The sequence below is a fragment of the Kitasatospora sp. NPDC018058 genome (assembly GCF_044327205.1).
GTDB lineage: Bacteria > Actinomycetota > Actinomycetes > Streptomycetales > Streptomycetaceae > Kitasatospora.
Window position 1 is genome coordinate 66,040 of the sequence record NZ_JBIRFA010000023.1, and the last position, 17,156, is coordinate 83,195.

Below are 17,156 nucleotides of genomic sequence, written 5' to 3' on the forward strand. Positions count from 1 at the left end.
CCGACGCGGCGCGGCAGGTGGTGGAGGCCGAGCCGGCCCGAGTCCACCCCCGGTGGGGCCTGCGGCGGGGCGTCGATGGTGTCGCCGACCGGTGTACGAGGCGTGAATGAAGGAGATTGACCGTCAACTGGCGGCTTGAGGCCAATGTCTGAATCGATATGATCGGCCGAAAGCGTGAACGGATCAGCCGCCCGGAGACGTTTCACGACGTCGCCGGGCGGTCTCGTATCCGCTCGACCCGCTGTCGGCGGCCGCAACCGTCGCCGACCCGCTGCCCGCGCCGCCGACCGCCGACGTTGCCGAGGACCGCACCGATGAGAGAAGCCACCAGCCCCGACGGTCAGCCGCGCCGCCTCCCCGCGCCGCGCACCGCCGCCGTTACGGCGGCCGCCGTCCTGCTGGCCATGGTCGCCGCACCGGTCGGCATCGACCGGGCCCTGGGCGCGAACCAGCCGCTCACCGCCCTCGCGGTGGGCGCCGTCACGGTGCTCTGGCTGATCGCGGTCGGCGTGGCCGCGACCGGCGTCGAGCGCTCCCGCCGGCTGGCCGAGGCCGTGGAGGAGCAACACCGGGAAACGATGACGGCGCTGGTCGTGGCCGGCAGCGCCCGGCAGGCCGAGACGGCCGCCAAGGAGCGTGCCACGGCCGCGCAGGCCGAACGGGACGCCGCCCGGGCCGAGCAGGCCCGTGCCGAGGCGGACGTGACCGCCGCGCACGCCGAGCTGGCCCGGCTGCGGGCCGAGCTGGCCACCGCGCGGGCCGAGGCCGAGGCCGACCGGGAGCGGGCCGCCGCCGAGCGTGCCGAGCTGGACCGGATCGCCGAGGGCGTGCTGCCCGAGGTGGTGAAGAAGCTGCGTGCGGGCGCCGCCGTGGACAGCGCGCTGGCCGCCCACCGCAAGCACCCCCAGTACGCGCTGCTGCGCGCCGTCGGCGAGGAGATCGGCCGGGGTGAACGGCTGCGGGCCGCCGCGCTCGCGGTCTGCGCGACCGCCGCCGGTCGGGTGCAGGCGCTGGCCACGAGCATGCACGCCGAGCTGCGCGAGATGCAGCACCGGCACGACGAGGAGGTCCTCGGCGACCTGCTGCGCCTGGACCACTCGACCGCCCAGGCGGGCCGGATGGCGGACAGCATCGCGGTGCTCACCGGAGCCCGGTCCGGCCGCCGCTGGGCCAAGCCGATCGCGGTGGAGTCGGTGCTGCGCGGCGCGCTCGGCCGGATCGGTGCCTACCAGCGGGTGCGGCTGCACAACGCCAGCACCGCCGCGGTCGCCGGGTACGCGGCCGAGGGCGTGATGCACGCGCTGGCCGAACTGCTTGACAACGCCACCAACTTCTCCGCCCCGCCGGCCGAGGTGCACGTCTACGTCGAGGAGGTGCCGGCCGGTCTGGCGGTCACCGTCGAGGACAGCGGGCTGGGCCTGAGCGACAGTTGGTTGCGTCGCGCCGAACGGGCGGTCTCCGCCGAGCCGCTGGACCTCACCATGCTCACCGCCGGTACCCGGCTGGGCCTCGCGGTGGTCGGCATGCTGGCGCGCAAGCACGGGCTGCAGATCTCCTTCCGGCCGTCGGCGCGCGGTGGCACCGGGGTGGTGATGCTGATCCCGCAGCAGCTGGTCACCCACCAGGCCCCGGCGCCCGTCCAGACCCCCGCGCCCGTCGTGGAGTCCGCGCGCCCCGCGCTCACCCCGGCCCGCCCGGCGCCCGCCTCGTTGCCGCCCGCGCCCACCGCGCCGAGCGCCGCCCCGACCGCCCCGGCCGCCGTACCGACCGCCACGGCGGTCCCGGCACCCACCGTCCCCACCCAGACCCCGTCCGCGCCCGCCCGGATGACCGACAGCGGCCTGCCGCAGCGCCGCCGCGGGCAGACGCTGTCCACCACCGCCCCCGCGGTGGCCGCGGCCGCGAAGCCCGTACGGACCGACGCGGCGAGCGCCGCCGCCCGGTTCGGCGCCTTCCGTCGGTCCGTCCAGCCGGCGGTGCCCCTCCCGGCCGCCCCGCCCCTACCGGCCGCCGAGCCCGTACCCACGGCGACGCCGACCGCGGACACCGACACCACGCCCGACGCCTCCCCCGTCACCGAGAAGGACACCCCATGAGCAGCGCCACCGACCGCGACCTCGACTGGCTGTTGGAAAACCTGCTGGCGGCAACCCCCGGCACCCGGCACGCCCTGGTTCTCTCCGCCGACGGCCTCAAGCTCTGCCACACCGCCGGGCTGAGCGCGGACCAGGCCGACCAGCTGGCCGCGATCGCCTCAGGTCTGCAGAGCCTGGCGCACGGCGCCTCGATCGAGTTCGGCGACGGCAGCGGCGGGGTGCGGCAGTCGATGACCGAGTTCCACGGCGGCGTCCTGTGCATCGTGGCGGCCGGTGAGGGCGCGCACCTCGCGGTGGTCACGGACGACGACGCGGACGTGGGCGTGGTCGGCCACAACATGCACGGCCTGATCGAGCAGATCGGCGTCTACCTCAGCGCGCCCGCCCGCAGCGGGGAAGCCGACGACGCCGCTCAAGAGAGCGCCGGGATATGAACGCCGGGCCGGTGTCGCCGGTCCGGGACGACGACCCGGACCGCCTCTACACCATCACCGGGGGCCGCAGCCGCGCCCCGGAGAACGCCTTCGACCTGGTCACGCTGATCGTCGCGGAACGGGAGCCGGCGGCCGGGATGCAGTCGGAGCACGCCCGGATCCTGCGGATGTGCGAGGCCCCGACCGCCGTCGTGGAGGTGGCGGCGGAGCTGTCGCTGCCCGTCTCGGTGGTGAAGATCCTGCTCGGCGACCTGCTGGAGTCCGGGGCGGTCACCGCCCGGCACCCCAGGTTCGCGCCGAACAAGGCCCGGCTGCCCGACCTCGACACGCTGAAGCAGGTGCTGCATGGCCTCCAACGGCTCTGACGTCCAGTCCGCGGTGCGCACCCCGCTGCGGGCGACCGCCGACAACGCGCTGAAGATCGTCGTGGTCGGCGGCTTCGGGGTGGGCAAGACCACCCTGGTCGGTTCGGTCAGCGAGATCCGTCCGCTGAACACCGAGGAGGTGATGACCCGGGCCGGGGAGGGCATCGACCCGGCCGGCTCCTGGGGCAAGCGCTCCACCACGGTCGCCTTCGACTTCGGCCGGATCACCCTGTCCGAGCGCCAGGTGCTCTACCTGTTCGGCGCGCCCGGGCAGGAGCGCTTCTGGTTCCTCTGGGACCGCCTGTTCAGCGGCGCCCTGGGGGCGGTCGTCCTGGTGGACACCCGGAGGCTGGAGGAGTCCTGGTACGCGATCGACCGGCTGGAGCACCACGGCACCCCGTTCATCGTCGCCCGCAACAACTTCGGTGAGCCCACCCACACCCTGGAGCAGGTCCGCGAGGCGCTGGACCTGCCGGCCGAGGTGCCGCTGGTGGACTGCGACGCCCGCGACCGCGAGTCCGGCAAGCGGGTGCTGATCGAACTGGTCCACCACCTGGCGGCCCTCGCCGGAGCATCCGACGCGATCTACGAGGAGAGCACCCCGTGACCCAGCCCGCCGCCACCCCGTCCCCGGGCTGCCCGGCGCACGCCGGCGCCACGCCGCTGTACGGGCCGCGCTTCCAGACCGACCCGGCCCAGCTCTACCGCGAGCTGCGCGCCGCGCACGGCCCGGTCGCCCCGGTCGAGCTGGCCGGCGGCGTGCCCGCCTGGCTGGTGATCGGCTACCGCGAGCTGCAGCAGGTCACCGGCCAGCCGCAGCTGTTCGGCCGCGACTCCAGCCGCTGGCACGCCTGGGCGACGCTGCCCGCCGACTGGCCGCTGAAGCCGATGATGGCGCCGGTGCCGTCGATCCTGTACGCGGAGGGCGAGGAGCACGTGCGCCGCTCCCGTGCGGTCACCGACGCGCTGGCCGGCATCGACCCGTACGAGCTGCGCAAGCACGCCGAGGAGATCGCCGACCGGCTGATCGACGAGTTCGCCGGGCGCGGCGAGGCCGACCTGGTCGCCGAGTACGCGCACCGGATGCCGCTGCTGGTGCTGTGCCGGGTGCTCGGGCTGGACGAGGAGCAGGCGCCGCAGCTGATCGCCGCCCTGCTGGCGATGCTGGACGGCGGGGCGGACGCGCCGGCCGGCGCCCAGCGGCTGCTGGAGCTGATGCTCGCGCTGGTGGAGGAGAAGGCCGAGCATCCCGGCGCGGACGTGGCCTCGCGGATGCTGGAGCACCCGGCGGGGCTGACCCACGACGAGGTGATGCGCGACCTGCGGGTGCTGCTGATCGCCGGCCATCAGCCGAACTCGTACTGGATCTCCAACACGCTGCGGCTGATGCTCACCGACGAGCGCTTCGCCGCCTCGCTGGCGGGCGGCCGGCGCAGCATCAGCCAGGCGCTCAACGAGGCGCTCTGGGAGGACACCCCGACGCAGATCTTCGCCGGTCGCTGGGCAGTGCGGGACACCCAGCTCGGCGGTCAGCGGATCGCCGAGGGGGACATGCTGCTGCTCGGCTTCGCCGGGGCCAACGCGGACCCGTCGGTGCGGCAGGCCGACGGCCGCCCGGCCGAGGGGAACCGGGCACACATGAGCTACTCGTACGGCGAGCACGGCTGCCCGTTCCCGGCGCAGGAGGCGGCCGAGGTGATCGCCACCACCGCGATCGAGGTGCTGCTGGACCGGCTGCCGGACCTGCGGCTGGCGGTGGCCGAGCACGCGCTGGTGTGGCGGCCCTCGGCCTGGGTACGCGGGCTGGTCGCCCTGCCGGTCTCGTTCACTCCGGGACATCCGGCCTGAGGGCGTGTCCGCAGCGCGCGTCTTGCGGATCTTCGTCGGGCCAGCCAAGATCCACGGGATGTGCACAATCGTTCGAAGTTCCTTGCCGTTGAAGGAGAGTTGACGCCGATGACCGCCGCCCCGGCCCCGATGGCCCTCGACCCGCTGGCCCGTGACAACGCCGCCGAGGGCGCCCTGCTGCGGGCCGCCGGCCCGGTGGTGCCGGTGGTGCTGCCGGGCGGGGTCGCCGCCTGGGCGGTGACCCGGCACGCGGCCGCGCGCGATCTGCTCACCGATGCCCGGCTGGTGAAGGACGCCAAGCACTGGGCGGCCTACCAGCGCGGCGAGGTGTCGAGGACCTGGCCGCTGATCGGCCTGGCGGTGCCCGGTCCGAGCATGGTGACCACGGACGGCGCCGAGCATCGCCGGCTGCGGGCGCTGGTCGCGCAGGCCTTCACCCCGCGCCGGGTCGAGCTGATGCGCCCGCGCGTGGAGGAGATCACCCACGCGCTGCTGGACGGCCTGGCGGCCGGGGAGCCGGTGGTCGACCTCAAGACCGCCTTCGCCTTCCCGCTGCCGATGACGGTGATCTGCTCGTTGCTGGGCGTGCCGGAGTCGGACCACGGCGTGCTGCGTGACCTGTACGAGCGGTTCTTCGGCATCAAGCCCGACCCGGCCGGCATCCAGGCGACCGTCGCCGGGCTGAACGCCTTCGTCAACGACCTGGTGGCGCAGCGCCGTTCGGCCCCGGGCGAGGATCTGGCGAGCGTGCTGCTGGCGGCGGACACCGAGGGCGGGGCGCTCACCGACGCGGAGGCGGCGGCCACCCTGCGGGTGATCATCGCGGCCGGCCACGAGACCACGGTGAACCTGATCGGCAACGCGGTGCGGGCGCTGTTGACCCACCCGGACCAGCTGGAGCTGGTGCGCGCCGGGAAGGTGTCCTGGGACGCGGTGGTCGAGGAGTCGCTCCGCTGGACCCCGCCGACCAGCAACTTCCTGTTCCGTTTCGCGGCCGAGGACATCGAGGTCGGCGAGGTGGTGATCCCGGCGGGCGAGCCGGTGCTGGTCTCGTACAACGCGATCGGCCGGGACCCGCTGCAGCACGGGGTGACGGCGGAGCTGTTCGACATCACCCGGGACCCGACCCGCCACCTGTCGTTCGGCCACGGCCCGCACGTCTGCCCGGGCTCGCCGTTGGCCCGGATGGAGGCGGGGGTCGCGCTGCCCGCGCTGTTCGAGCGCTTCCCCGCGCTGTCGCTGGCGGTGCCGGACGGCGAGCTGCGGCCGAGCCCGTCGCTGGTGGTGAACAGCCTGCTGGAGCTGCCCGTCCGGCTCTTCTGACGGGACGTCGGAACCGCGTCGGGGCCGCGTCGGAGCCGAGTCGGGGCTGCGTCGGGGTCGCGTCGGAACCATGGCCCCGTCCGGCTTCCGGGCGGGGCCTTCGGTTCCTCGGGGCGTGATCCCCGGTTTTCGTCGGTCACGGTCGGGGCACCGGTCTGTGAAGGTCGACCATGGACCTTGGCGGCGGCCGACGGCTGCGTTAACGTCGTCGAATCGGTTCGGCCGCCCACTCGCCCGCGACCTCTGTACGCCCATCTCCGGTACAGCGCAATGTCGTTCAGCCAACCTTCGGCAGCACGCCCTGGCGAGGAGGACCGCATTGACCCTCAACCCGACAGCGCCGTCCGGGAGTTCCCGCCGCCGCTTGGCCGCCGTGCCCGCCCTGCTGGCGGCGCTGACCCTGACCGCGGCCTGCTCGAACAGCTCCGGCGGTTCGGGTGGCGGCGGTGGAGCGGCCCAGACGCTGACCGGTGACTGTGCCAAGTACCAGCCGTACGCGGGCCATTCGGGGACCACGGTGACGATGTTCGCCTCCATCCTCAGCCCGGAGTCGGACAACCTGGAGAAGTCCTGGTCCGAATTCAGCAAGTGCACCGGGATCAAGATCAGCTACGAGGGGTCCAACGACTTCGAGTCCCAGCTGCCGGTCCGGGTGGCCGGCGGCAACGCCCCGGACTTCGCGATCATCCCGCAGCCGGGCCTGCTGGCGCAGATGGTCAAGAGCGGCAAGGTGGTCAAGCCGCCCGCCCAGACCGTCGCCAACCAGGACAAGTGGAACCCGGTCTGGAAGACCTACGGCTCGGTCGACGGCACCTTCTACGCGGCGCCGATGAGTGCCAACATGAAGTCGCTGGTCTGGTACTCGCCGAAGGCCTTCAAGACAGCCGGCTACGAGGTGCCGAAGACCTGGGCGGACCTGATGGCGCTCAGCGACCGGATCGCCAAGTCGGGCGGCCCCAAGCCCTGGTGCGGCGGCATCGCCTCCGGCACGGCCACCGGCTGGCCGGCCACCGACTGGCTGGAGGAGGTGGTGCTGGGCACGTACGGCGGCGAGGTCTACGACCAGTGGGTCGGCCACCAGATGAAGTTCTCCGACGAGAAGATCGCCACCGCGATGAAGACCGTCGCCGACTGGATGCAGAACCCGGCCTGGGTCAACGGCGGTTACGGCGACGTCAAGTCGATCGCCACCACCACCTTCCAGGACGCGGGCGCGCCGATCCTCACCGGCAAGTGCGCGATGCTCCAACAGGCCTCCTTCTACGAGGCCCAGTGGCCCAAGGGCACCAAGATCGGCCCGGACGGCGACGTGTTCGCCTTCCACCTGCCCGCGGTGAACCCGTCGATCGCCAACCCCGTCGAGGGCGGCGGCGAGTTCCTGGCCGCCTTCTCCGGCAAGCCCGAGGCGCAGGCGGTGCAGAACTACCTGTCCAGCTCGGACTGGGCGAGCAGCCGGGTGAAGACCGCGACCGGCTGGGTCTCGGCCAACCAGGGCGTGGACAGGAGCCTGTACACCGACCCGATCGACAAGCTCTCGGCGGAGGCGCTGACCGACCCGAGCGCGACCTTCCGCTTCGACGGCTCCGACATGATGCCCGCGGCCGTCGGCGCCGGGCAGGAGTGGAAGTCGCTGACCGCCTGGTTCGCCGAGGGGCAGTCGATCCAGAAGACCGCCGCCGACATCGACGCCGCCTGGCCGAAGTAGCCCGCCCGGTCCCCGTCGGACGCGGGCACGAGGACCACCTGTCGAGGGCGGTGCGGGGCCACCCACCCGCACCGCCCGCCCCCTTCCCACCGGACCCGAAGGGACGTGCAGCCATGTCCGTATCCGGCTCCCCGCCTGACACCGGCCCTCTGTCTGACACCGGCCCTCTGTCTGATGTCGGCTCCCTGCCTGGCGTCGGCTCCCTGGCCGACGGCGCCTGGGGCGACGCGGCGGTCAAGTTCGGCAACAGCGTCGGCGCGATCGCGGGCTTCCTCGGGATCCTGCTGCTGGTCTTCCTGGTGGCCGGCCGGGCCCGAGGCCGGTTGGCCCGCCCGCTGGCCGTCCTGGTGTTCCTCGGACCGGCCGTGCTGCTGCTGGCGGTCGGCCTGGTGGTGCCGCTGGTCCGCACCGTCTACCTGAGCCTGCAGAACGCCGACGGCACCGGGTTCGTCGGCGGCGAGAACTTCGGCTGGGCCTTCACCACCGACTCGATCCGCGAGGTGCTGTTCAACACCCTGCTGTGGCTGGTGGTCGCGCCGCTGGTGGCGACCGGGCTGGGCCTGGTGCTGGCGCTGCTGGTGGACCGGATGCGCGGCCAGGCGGTGTACAAGTCGCTGATCTTCATGCCGATGGCGATCTCGCTGGTCGGCGCCTCGATCATCTTCAAATTCGTCTACGAGGCGCGCGGGAAGGACCAGCCGCAGATCGGGCTGCTCAGCCAACTCGCCCACGCGGTGGGTTGGTCGGACCCGCCGAACTGGCTGCTCAGCCAGCCGCTGAACACCTTCCTGCTGATGGCGGTCATGGTCTGGGTGCAGACCGGCTTCGCGATGGTGGTGCTGTCGGCGGCGATCAAGGCGATCCCGGACGAGGTGACGGAGGCGGCCCGGCTGGACGGCGCGACCGGGCTGCGGCTGTTCTGGTCCGTCACCGTGCCGATGATCCGCACCACGGTGATGGTCGTGCTGACCACCGTCATGATCATCACCCTGAAGGCCTTCGACATCGTCCGCACCATGACCGGCGGCAACTTCGGCACCCAGGTGCTGGCCAACGAGATGTACTCGCAGTCCTTCGTGCAGTTCAACGACGGGCGGGGCAGCGCCCTCGCGGTGCTGCTGTTCCTCGCGGTGCTGCCGCTGGTGGCCTACAACATCGTCCAGCTGCGGAGGGAGCGTGAGGTGCGGTGAGCGATCGTGAGGCGAAGGCCGTGAACCCTCGGTCCGTTGGTCGTCGTCCCGGTGATCGTAGGCCCGTTGGCCGTCGTCCCGGTGGCGGCCGGCCCGTCCCGGGGAACCCGGTACGGAAGGCCTTCAGCAGCCCGCTGGCCTCGGTGTTCGTGATCGCGATGACGGTGCTCTGGACGATCCCGACCCTCGGCCTGCTGGTCACCTCGCTGCGTCCCAAGCAGGACGTGACGGCCGACGGCTGGTGGAACGCCTTGCTCCACCCGGACTTCGGGCTCGGCAACTACCACGCGGTGCTGTTCGAGGGCGGCTCCGGCGTCTCCACCGGTCTGATGCCCTTCCTGGTGAACTCGCTGGCGATCAGCATCCCGGCCACCCTCTTCCCGCTGGTGCTGGCGGCGATGGCGGCCTACGCGCTGGCCTGGGTGCGGTTCCGGGGCAGCGACGCGGTGTTCTTCACCGTGTTCGCGCTCCAGGTGGTGCCGCTCCAGATGGCGCTGATCCCGCTGTTGCGACTGTTCTCCGGCGGCGCGCACCTGGGCCCGCTGACGCTGATCCCGGCGGTGGACCTGAAGGGCAGCTACGCGCCGGTCTGGCTGGCGCACACCATGTTCGCGATGCCGCTGGCGGTGTTCCTGCTGCACAACTTCATCGCCCAGCTGCCGCGCGACCTGATGGAGGCGGCGGTGGTGGACGGCGCCTCGCACTTCAAGATCTTCCGCTCGATCGTGCTGCCGCTGTGCGCCCCGGCGCTGGCCTCGTTCGCGATCTTCCAGTTCCTGTGGGTCTGGAACGACCTGCTGGTCGCGCTCACCTTCGCCGGCGGCACACCGGAGGTGGCGCCGATGACGGTGCGGCTGGCCCAGCTGTCCGGCTCCTTCGGCGGGCGGTGGGAGCTGCTCACGGCCGGGGCGTTCCTGTCGATCATCGTGCCGCTGATCGTCTTCTTCAGTCTCCAGCGGTACTTCGTGCGCGGGCTGCTGGCCGGGTCTGTGAAGGGGTAGGCCGCGACTCCAGTGTTCTGAACGCGTTCAGAAGCAACTTTTGAACTTGTTCAGAATGGTCTACAGTCGGCAGCGGCCGCGGCGCCCAGCGCGCCCGCCGGCGGACCGCCCCGAGGGTGGCTTCCGCATGCCCGCCGACCACTGAGGGGGACTCATGTCAGGTCTGTCCATGCCTGCCCCGACCGATCCGCAGCCCGTCGATCCGCCGTCCCGGCCCGCATACGGGTCGTCCGGCCCGCACCGGTCGGTCGGCACGCCCGTGCCGTCGCTCGGCGACCGGCTGCGCCGCACCGACCCCGAGTACCGGGCGGCGGCCACCCCCCGAGTCCTCCTGCTCGCCCTGCTCACCGGTCTGCTGACGGCCTGGTTGTTGTACGACGGCGTGGGTGCCAACCTGCTGATCTGCGGCGCCACCACCACCGCCGGGGCCGGCCTCGTCGCCCGCGCGGCGGGCCGCCGGGTCCGGCCCTGGACGGCGGTCTGGAGCCTGCTCGCCCTCGCCCTGCTCGCCGTTCCGGCCCTCTGGGACGCGGGCTGGCCGACCGTGCTGTCCGTCGGGGGCGCACTCGGCCTGGCCTCGCTCGCCCTGCACGGCGGCCGCCGCTGGCCGGGCGTGCTGCTCGCCCTGCCCGCCGCCGTCTGGCAACTGGTGCCGAGTGTGGGCTGGGTCTGGGACGGCCTGGAGGGCCGGCCGCTGCCCGGCCGCGGCCGGATCGTCCCGGTGCTCAAGGCGCTCGCGGTCGCCGCCGTCCTGCTCACCGTCTTCGGCCTGCTCTTCGCCAGTGCCGACGCCGCCATGGCGGACCTGCTGAGCGGCCTCAACCCGAGCTTCGACCTCCACCAACTGCCACTGCGCGCGATGCTGTTCGTACTCGGCACGCTCACCGCGCTGGGCTTCGCGTACATCGCGGCCGGGCCGCGCCGCTGGGACCGCATGACGGCCCGGCCGGGGCGGGAGCGGCGCCGGCTCGAGTGGGCGCTGCCGCTGGTCGCGCTCAACCTGATGTTCGGCGCCTTCGCGGTGATCCAGGCCGTGGTGGTGCTCGGCGGCGCGGACGCCGTACTGAGCAACACCGGCATGAGCCGCTCCGAGTACGCCCGGCAGGGCTTCTGGCAGCTGAGCGCGATCACCGTGCTGACCCTGGTCGTGGTGGCCATCGCCAAGCGCTGGGCCCCGCGCACCACCCCGGCCGACCGCCGGGTGGCGCGGATCCTGCTGGGGCTGCTCTGCCTGCTCGCGCTGGCCGTGGTCACCTCGGCGCTCGGCCGGATGTGGTTCTACGTGGACGCCTCCGGGCTCACCCGGCTGCGACTGTGGGTGCTGGTGGTGGAGATCTGGCTGGGCGTGGTCTTCCTGCTGCTGATCACCGCCGGGCTCACCCGTAGCGCAGGCTGGCTGCCGCGCGCCGTCGTCCTCAGCGGCATGCTCACCGTCGCGGTGTACGGGCTGGCGGGGCCGGACGCGATCGTCGCGGAGCAGAACGTCGCCCGCTTCGAGCATTCCCGGCAGATCGACCTGCGCAACGTCCGCGAGCTGTCGGCGGACGCGGTGCCCGCCCTGGACCGGCTCCCGGAACCGCAGCGGTCCTGCGCGCTGCAGCTGATCGACACCGACCTGGCGCACCACACCACGGCCTGGTCCGCCACCAGCCGCTCCGTCGACCGGGCCCGCGGGATCCTGGCCGTACGGCCGTTGGTCGACGGCGGGCGGAAGTCGAGTGCCTGCGAGCGGGCGGGGTTGCGCATCGACCCGTACTTCTGACGGGCAGGGCACGCAACGGGCCCGCCGGGAGCGTGCTGCTCCCGGCGGGCCCGTCGGCTGTCGGTGCCTGGGCGCCTTGGTGCCTTGGTGCCTGGGCGCGCTGTCGTCCCTCAGTGCATCGCGACGCCGGCGGAGTCACCGCTCGGCAGGTCGCTGGCCTTCGCCTTGATCACGAAGAGGGCGACCAGCAGCGCGACCCCGGCGAGCGCCGCGCCGACGATGAAGCCGTGCGAAATCCCCTGGGTGAGCACCGAGTTGGCGGGACCGGTACCCGGGATGAACTCGTGGTGCTGTTCGAAGAAGGCCTTCTCCTGCGGACTGGCGCTTTGCATGAACGCCGGAAGCTGAGCGTTGGTCTCGGCGGCGGCGTAGTGCGCGAAGACCGTGGTCAGGATCGACAGGCCGAGCGAACCGCCGATCTGCTGCATCGAGTTGAGCAGGCCGGAGGCGGCGCCGGTCTCCTCGCCCGGCACGCCCGCGACCGAGAGCAGCATCACCGGGACGAAGATCAGGCCCATGCCGAAGCCGAAGACCACCGTGGGGCCGAGCACCCCGTCCACGTAGCCGCTGTCCTTGCCCATCTGGGTCAGCCAGGAGAGGCCGACGGTGACCAGCAGCGCGCCGCCCGCCATGAACGGCTTCGGGCCGTACTTGGCCTGCAGGTTGGACGCGAACTGCGCGGCGATGATGATCGCGACGCTGATCGGCAGGAACGACACACCTGCTTTGAGCGGGCTGTAGCCGAGCGGTCCCTGCACGAACAGGACGACGTAGAAGAAGATGCCGAACATGGCCGCGGCCAGGCAGAGCATCATCACGAGGCCGCCGGTGCGGTTGCGGTCGGCGAACAGGTGCATCGGGGTGATCGGCTGGTCGGTGCGGTTCTCGACCACGAAGAAGGCGGCCATCAGGATCGCGCCGGCCGCGAAGGAGCCGAGCGTGATGCTGTCCGTCCAGCCGTCCGAGGCGGCCCGGATGAACCCGTAGACCAGGCCCACCAGGCCGAGCGTCGAGGTGAGCGCGCCGGGCAGGTCGAAGCGGCCCGGGTGGCGCTCGGACTCGGCGATGTAGCGCGGCGCGGCGATCGCGATCGTGATCGCGATCGGCACGTTGACGAAGAACACCCAGCGCCAGTCCAGGTATTCGGTGAGCAGACCGCCGGCCAGCAGGCCGATCGCGGCGCCCGAGCCGGCCACCGCCGAGAAGACGCCGAACGCCTTGTTGCGTTCCGGCCCTTCGTCGAAGTTGGTGGCGATCAGGGCGAATGCGGTCGGTGAACAGATCGCGCCGCCGATGCCCTGGAGTGCGCGGGCGGCCAGCAGCAGGCCACTGTCCTGCGCGAGGCCGCCCAGCAGTGAGGCCAGGCCGAACAGCAGGGTGCCGAAGATGAACACCCGGCGGCGGCCCAGGATGTCGCCCGCGCGACCGCCGAGCAGCAGCAGCCCGCCGAAGGTCAGCGTGTAGGCGTTGATGACCCAGGACAGGTCGGTGGTCGAGAAGTTCAGCGCGTCCTTGATGTGCGGCAGCGCGATGTTCACGATGGTCGCGTCGAGCACCACCATGAGCTGCGTGGCCGCGATGACGGTCAGGGTGATGCCCTTTCCGTGACCCTGGCGGCCCTTCGGTGGTGAGTTCTTGCTGAGCGTGTCGGAGATAGCCACGAATGTTCCCCCTGCTGGCTACGTGCGAGCTGCTTGGTGCACGGTGCTTGGTGCTGGTGCGCGGTGGTGGTACGTGCCTGGTGCTCGGTACTCGGTGCTCGGTGCGTGGTGTCCGGCTGACCTGCGGGCCCGGAGTGCTGCTACGCGCCGACGTCGACTGTGCGTCGGGGCAGGCTGGGAAGGAACGGTGCCGTTCACTAATCTGGAAGATATCCTGAGCTTGATAGTGAACGCAAGCGTTCCTTAAGGAGGGTGGCGATGGAGCGGTTGGTGCGGCGCCTCACGGCGGATCGGGCATCCGGTCGGGCAGCCGCCCGGCCGGCGGAGGGCGGGGTGTCATCGCCCCGGGTGCCTGCGGTGCTGGTGCCTGCGGTGCCAGTGGACCGCGTGGTGCCGGTGGCACCCGCAGTGCCCGTGGAGCCGGTGGTGTCCGTGGAGCCGGTGGCGTTCGTGGAGTCGTCGGATGGGGAGTCGGAGCCCTGCTGTCCGATACGAGCGGCCCGGGAGGCGCTGGTGCGACCGGTGCGGCGCCGGGGGAAGGAGTTGGAGAACGCGATCTTCGAGGCCGCGCTCGACCAGCTCACCTCCGGCGGTTACGCGCGACTGACGATGGAGGGCGTTGCCGCTGCGGCGCGGACCGGGAAGGCCGCGCTCTACCGGCGCTGGGCGTCCAAGGTCGAACTCGTCATCGACGCCCTGGACTCCACTCTCCCACGCCCTCACGGGGTCCCCGACCTCGGGTCCGCCCGTGCCGAATTGCTGCAGCTCATCGGGCTGTTCACGGATGCGATCGGCTCCAACGCGGGCGCCGCCATGCATGCGCTGATGGCCGAGCTCTCCCAGCAACAGGCCGAGGTGTTCAAGGACTTCATCGTGCAGCGGGTGATCGAGCCGACCAAGGACACCATCCTGGACATCCTCCGCCGCGGCGTCGAACGCGGGGACGTCCGGCCCGGGGCGGTCTCCCCGCTGGTCGCCGATGTGGTCCCGTCGATGCTGATGTTCCAGGTGAAGATCCGCGACCGGGAGCTGGCGCCCGACTTCGCGGTCCGGCTGGTGGACGACGTACTGGTCCCGCTGATCCGGCAGCCGTAGGCCGGGCGGCCGGTGTGGGGCGGGTCGGCCGGTGCGGGGCGGCCGGGGCCCGGGGTGGTCGCCCCGGGCGGGCCCGGGGCGGTCGTGAGACGGGCTTAGGCTGGAGCTAGCCCCACCGGAACGGGCTGCTTTGCCGAACGGAGTCCCCGCGATGCCCATCGTCCCGCCGACGCACTCCGTCGAACGCTCGCTCCGCCGGGCCGGCGCCAAGCTCGTGGTCGGTCTGGACGAGGTCGGGCGCGGCGCCTGGGCCGGACCGGTCACCGTCGGCGCCGCCGTCACCGGACTGCGCAAGGCGCCCGAGGGGCTGACCGACTCCAAGCTGCTCACCGAGCTGCGCCGCCAGGCGCTCGCGCCGGTGCTCGCCGACTGGGTCGCCGCGTACGCGCTCGGGCACGCCTCGCCGCAGGAGTGTGACGAGCTCGGCATGACGGCGGCGCTTCGGCTGGCCGCCGTCCGCGCGCTGGAGGCGCTGCCGGTCGAACCCGACGCGGTGATCCTGGACGGCAAACACGACTACCTCGGCGGCCCCTGGCGGGTGCGCACGGTCATCAAGGGCGACCAGTCCTGTATCTGCGTCGCCGCCGCCTCGGTGCTCGCCAAGGTCCACCGCGACGGGATGATGGCCGAACTGGGCGAGGCGTACCCGGAGTACGGCTTCGCGGACAACGCCGGCTATCCGTCCCCGGTGCACCGCGCCGCGCTGGAGGAGTACGGCCCCACCGACCACCACCGGCTCTCCTGGGCGTACTTGGACGCACTGCCGAAGTGGCGTCATCTCAAGCGTGGACGGGGCGTCGCGGGTGCGGGGCAGGATTCCGCCGACGAACAGTTGACGCTCGGTTTCTGACGGCCCGTCGGAATTTCTCCGGGTGTGAGTGGCGGGCGTCCGGTGCCCAATGGGTGGGGTGCCCGTGCGCGTCCGACCGGCATTTGATAGATATCCGGGTATGCCTGTCTTCCCCGAGGAGCCGGAGATCCACGAGAGCCTCCCGGGCCCCGGCGTTCCCTTCCCCCGCGAGTCGGACGCACAAGCCCTCCACGCGCCTGCCACCGGCGGCGCGCCCGCCACCGCACCCACCACCGTCACCGCCGCACCGGCCCCGGTGCCCGGCCCCCGTCCGGCGCCCCCGCGTCCGGCCCCGCCGCGCGCCGACCGTTCGGGCCCGCCGCGCCTGATCCCCAAGCCGGGGCCGGCTCCGCGCCGCCCGGCCGCCCCCGTGCCGCAGGTCGAGGTCCAGCGGATCGCCGCGACCCCGGCCGAGGCGTTGGAGCGCGCCGATGGCGCGGTCGACCTGCTGCTGGACTCCGGCCGCAACCCGGGCGACATCCTGGTGCTGACCGTCGGCGAGACGCACCCCTGGCAGCAGCACGAACTCTCCTTCGGTGAGGAGCGCTACTGGGCGCAGCTCACCGAGGGCGGAGACGTGTTCTACGCCGACGCCGCGCTGACCCGTCCGGTCCGCCGCGAAGTGGTCGTCCTGGTGGTCAACGGTGGTTCGCCCGCCCGGGCCGCCGAGGCGCACAGCAAGGCGCTCGGCCACGCGACCGCGCTACTGGTGGTCTGCGGAGAGGCCGGCCCGGCTGCGGCCGGTGCGGCTGGTGCCGCACCGGGGCGCCCGGTCAAGGCCTGACAGTCGTTCCCGCTCCGGGTCCGGCGCCGCATGGTGCCGGACCCGGGGTCCGTCCGGAGTGCCGGGCCCCGCTGCCCGCCCCGGTGTGCGCGGGGCCTGCCGTTGCCTTGTCGGCGCGCTCGGAGCCGTTGTCGCTGTCGTTGTCGGTGCCGCTCAGCCGGTGCCGGTGCGGCGACCCGGTTCGACGGCCGTGGCCCGCGCCGGGGTCCACGGGGGCTCGGGCGACAGGGAGCGCTGCGCACCGTCGCCGCGCTTGGCCTGCTCAGCCGCCTGCTGCCTGGCGCGCTGACTGCGCGGGGCGTCGTCGAGTACCGACCGGGGCGGCAGCTCCGTCACGGTGTGCACCGGTCCATCCGCCCACGAACCGGCGTGCGGATTGCGCCCGCCGCGCCCGTCGCCGAGGATCTGCCAGCCCGCCGGGGTGAGCCCGATGTACGAGCCGCAGCGCAGGCCGTGCAGCACGGACGCGTCCCGCAGTGCCCACATCCAGGCGCCGTCCTGCTCCGTCCAGCCGGGCGCGCCCTCGCGGCAGCGCAGCAGCACGGCCGTCCGGGTCGGCTCCGGCCGGCGCAGGTCGTGCGGGATGATCCGGCGCAGGTGCGCCAGTAGGTCGTTCCGGTGCTGCCAGCCGTCGGTGTCGTGCGGCCAGGGCGTGAACGAGGCCGAGGCGGCCAGGTGGTGGAGCACGTCCAGGACTGCGACCACGACCGTGCCCGGCTGGGGCAGATGGCGCTGGTGCAGCTCCAGGACGAACTCGCGCGGATCGCGAAGCAACGGGATCCCCGAGGCGGTCCAGCTCTCCAGGTCGAGCAGCCGTCTGGGCGCCGAACTCCCGGAGAGGGGATGTTGACCTCGGCCGATACCGTTGATCACGATCCTCCTTCCTGGCCCGTGGGCAGGCGGGTGCCTGGGTACGCCGAAGGGCGGGTCCAGCGGACCGGATTTCGGGTACCTCCCAATTCTCGGGGCAACGGGGGCGGACCGGCAACGATGAAATGATGAGCGCCATCCGAAAGCCCATGTTCTGCCGGATATGTTCCAC

General features: G+C 72.5%; 15 protein-coding genes. 13 read left to right on the forward strand and 2 right to left on the reverse strand.

Annotated features, from left to right (window positions below; genetic code table 11):
• Positions 1–314 precede the first annotated feature (314 nt).
• From ACH4E7_RS28845 to ACH4E7_RS28890, 10 genes are all read left to right on the forward strand, one after another.
• Positions 315–2,096 carry a sensor histidine kinase gene (locus tag ACH4E7_RS28845; protein ID WP_396251983.1) on the forward strand — a complete coding sequence of 594 codons (1,782 nt, stop codon included), beginning with the start codon at positions 315–317 and terminating at the stop codon, positions 2,094–2,096.
• Positions 2,093–2,530, forward strand: a complete 438-nt coding sequence (locus tag ACH4E7_RS28850; RefSeq protein WP_396251984.1) for a roadblock/LC7 domain-containing protein — start codon at positions 2,093–2,095, stop codon at positions 2,528–2,530. The genes ACH4E7_RS28845 and ACH4E7_RS28850 overlap by 4 nt, the downstream gene beginning before the upstream one ends.
• Positions 2,527–2,895: a DUF742 domain-containing protein gene (locus ACH4E7_RS28855; protein WP_396251985.1), complete on the forward strand. Its 369-nt coding sequence runs from the start codon at positions 2,527–2,529 to the stop codon at positions 2,893–2,895. Before ACH4E7_RS28850 ends, ACH4E7_RS28855 begins: the two co-directional genes overlap by 4 nt.
• On the forward strand, positions 2,876–3,502 hold the full coding sequence (locus ACH4E7_RS28860; protein ID WP_396251986.1) for a GTP-binding protein: 627 nt from the start codon (positions 2,876–2,878) through the stop codon (positions 3,500–3,502). Before ACH4E7_RS28855 ends, ACH4E7_RS28860 begins: the two co-directional genes overlap by 20 nt.
• Positions 3,499–4,743, forward strand: a complete 1,245-nt coding sequence (locus ACH4E7_RS28865; RefSeq protein WP_396251987.1) for a cytochrome P450 — start codon at positions 3,499–3,501, stop codon at positions 4,741–4,743. Before ACH4E7_RS28860 ends, ACH4E7_RS28865 begins: the two co-directional genes overlap by 4 nt.
• Positions 4,744–4,851: 108 nt before the next feature.
• The gene (locus tag ACH4E7_RS28870) at positions 4,852–6,066 is read left to right on the forward strand and encodes a cytochrome P450 (protein WP_396251988.1); all 1,215 of its coding nucleotides are present in this window, start codon (positions 4,852–4,854) and stop codon (positions 6,064–6,066) included.
• 319 nt (positions 6,067–6,385) lie between these two features.
• Positions 6,386–7,771: an ABC transporter substrate-binding protein gene (locus ACH4E7_RS28875; RefSeq protein WP_396251989.1), complete on the forward strand. Its 1,386-nt coding sequence runs from the start codon at positions 6,386–6,388 to the stop codon at positions 7,769–7,771.
• 113 nt (positions 7,772–7,884) lie between these two features.
• Positions 7,885–8,961: a carbohydrate ABC transporter permease gene (locus tag ACH4E7_RS28880; RefSeq protein ID WP_396251990.1), complete on the forward strand. Its 1,077-nt coding sequence runs from the start codon at positions 7,885–7,887 to the stop codon at positions 8,959–8,961.
• A 143-nt stretch (positions 8,962–9,104) separates the two neighbouring features.
• On the forward strand, positions 9,105–9,962 hold the full coding sequence (locus ACH4E7_RS28885; RefSeq protein ID WP_396251991.1) for a carbohydrate ABC transporter permease: 858 nt from the start codon (positions 9,105–9,107) through the stop codon (positions 9,960–9,962).
• A gap of 169 nt (positions 9,963–10,131) precedes the next feature.
• The gene (locus tag ACH4E7_RS28890) at positions 10,132–11,724 is read left to right on the forward strand and encodes a DUF4153 domain-containing protein (protein WP_396251992.1); all 1,593 of its coding nucleotides are present in this window, start codon (positions 10,132–10,134) and stop codon (positions 11,722–11,724) included.
• 110 nt (positions 11,725–11,834) lie between these two features.
• Here ACH4E7_RS28890 and ACH4E7_RS28895 read toward each other — a convergent pair whose 3' ends face one another.
• Positions 11,835–13,385 (reverse strand): MFS transporter, encoded by a 1,551-nt coding sequence (locus ACH4E7_RS28895; protein ID WP_396251993.1) that lies wholly within the window; start codon positions 13,383–13,385, stop codon positions 11,835–11,837.
• 513 nt (positions 13,386–13,898) lie between these two features.
• Between ACH4E7_RS28895 and ACH4E7_RS28900 the strand changes: the two genes are divergently transcribed.
• The 3 genes from ACH4E7_RS28900 (at position 13,899) to ACH4E7_RS28910 (ending at position 16,114) form a co-directional block, all read left to right on the forward strand.
• Entirely contained in the window at positions 13,899–14,480 is a 582-nt protein-coding gene (locus ACH4E7_RS28900) for a TetR-like C-terminal domain-containing protein (RefSeq protein ID WP_396251994.1), read from the forward strand.
• A 151-nt stretch (positions 14,481–14,631) separates the two neighbouring features.
• Positions 14,632–15,330 (forward strand): ribonuclease HII, encoded by a 699-nt coding sequence (locus tag ACH4E7_RS28905; protein ID WP_396251995.1) that lies wholly within the window; start codon positions 14,632–14,634, stop codon positions 15,328–15,330.
• Between the two features lie 100 nt (positions 15,331–15,430).
• Positions 15,431–16,114 carry a hypothetical protein gene (locus ACH4E7_RS28910; protein WP_396251996.1) on the forward strand — a complete coding sequence of 228 codons (684 nt, stop codon included), beginning with the start codon at positions 15,431–15,433 and terminating at the stop codon, positions 16,112–16,114.
• Between the two features lie 153 nt (positions 16,115–16,267).
• Here the strand turns inward: ACH4E7_RS28910 and ACH4E7_RS28915 are convergent, their stop codons facing one another.
• A complete protein-coding gene (locus ACH4E7_RS28915) occupies positions 16,268–16,987 on the reverse strand; it encodes a hypothetical protein (protein ID WP_396251997.1) in 720 nt (239 codons plus the stop codon).
• Positions 16,988–17,156: the final 169 nt, after the last annotated feature.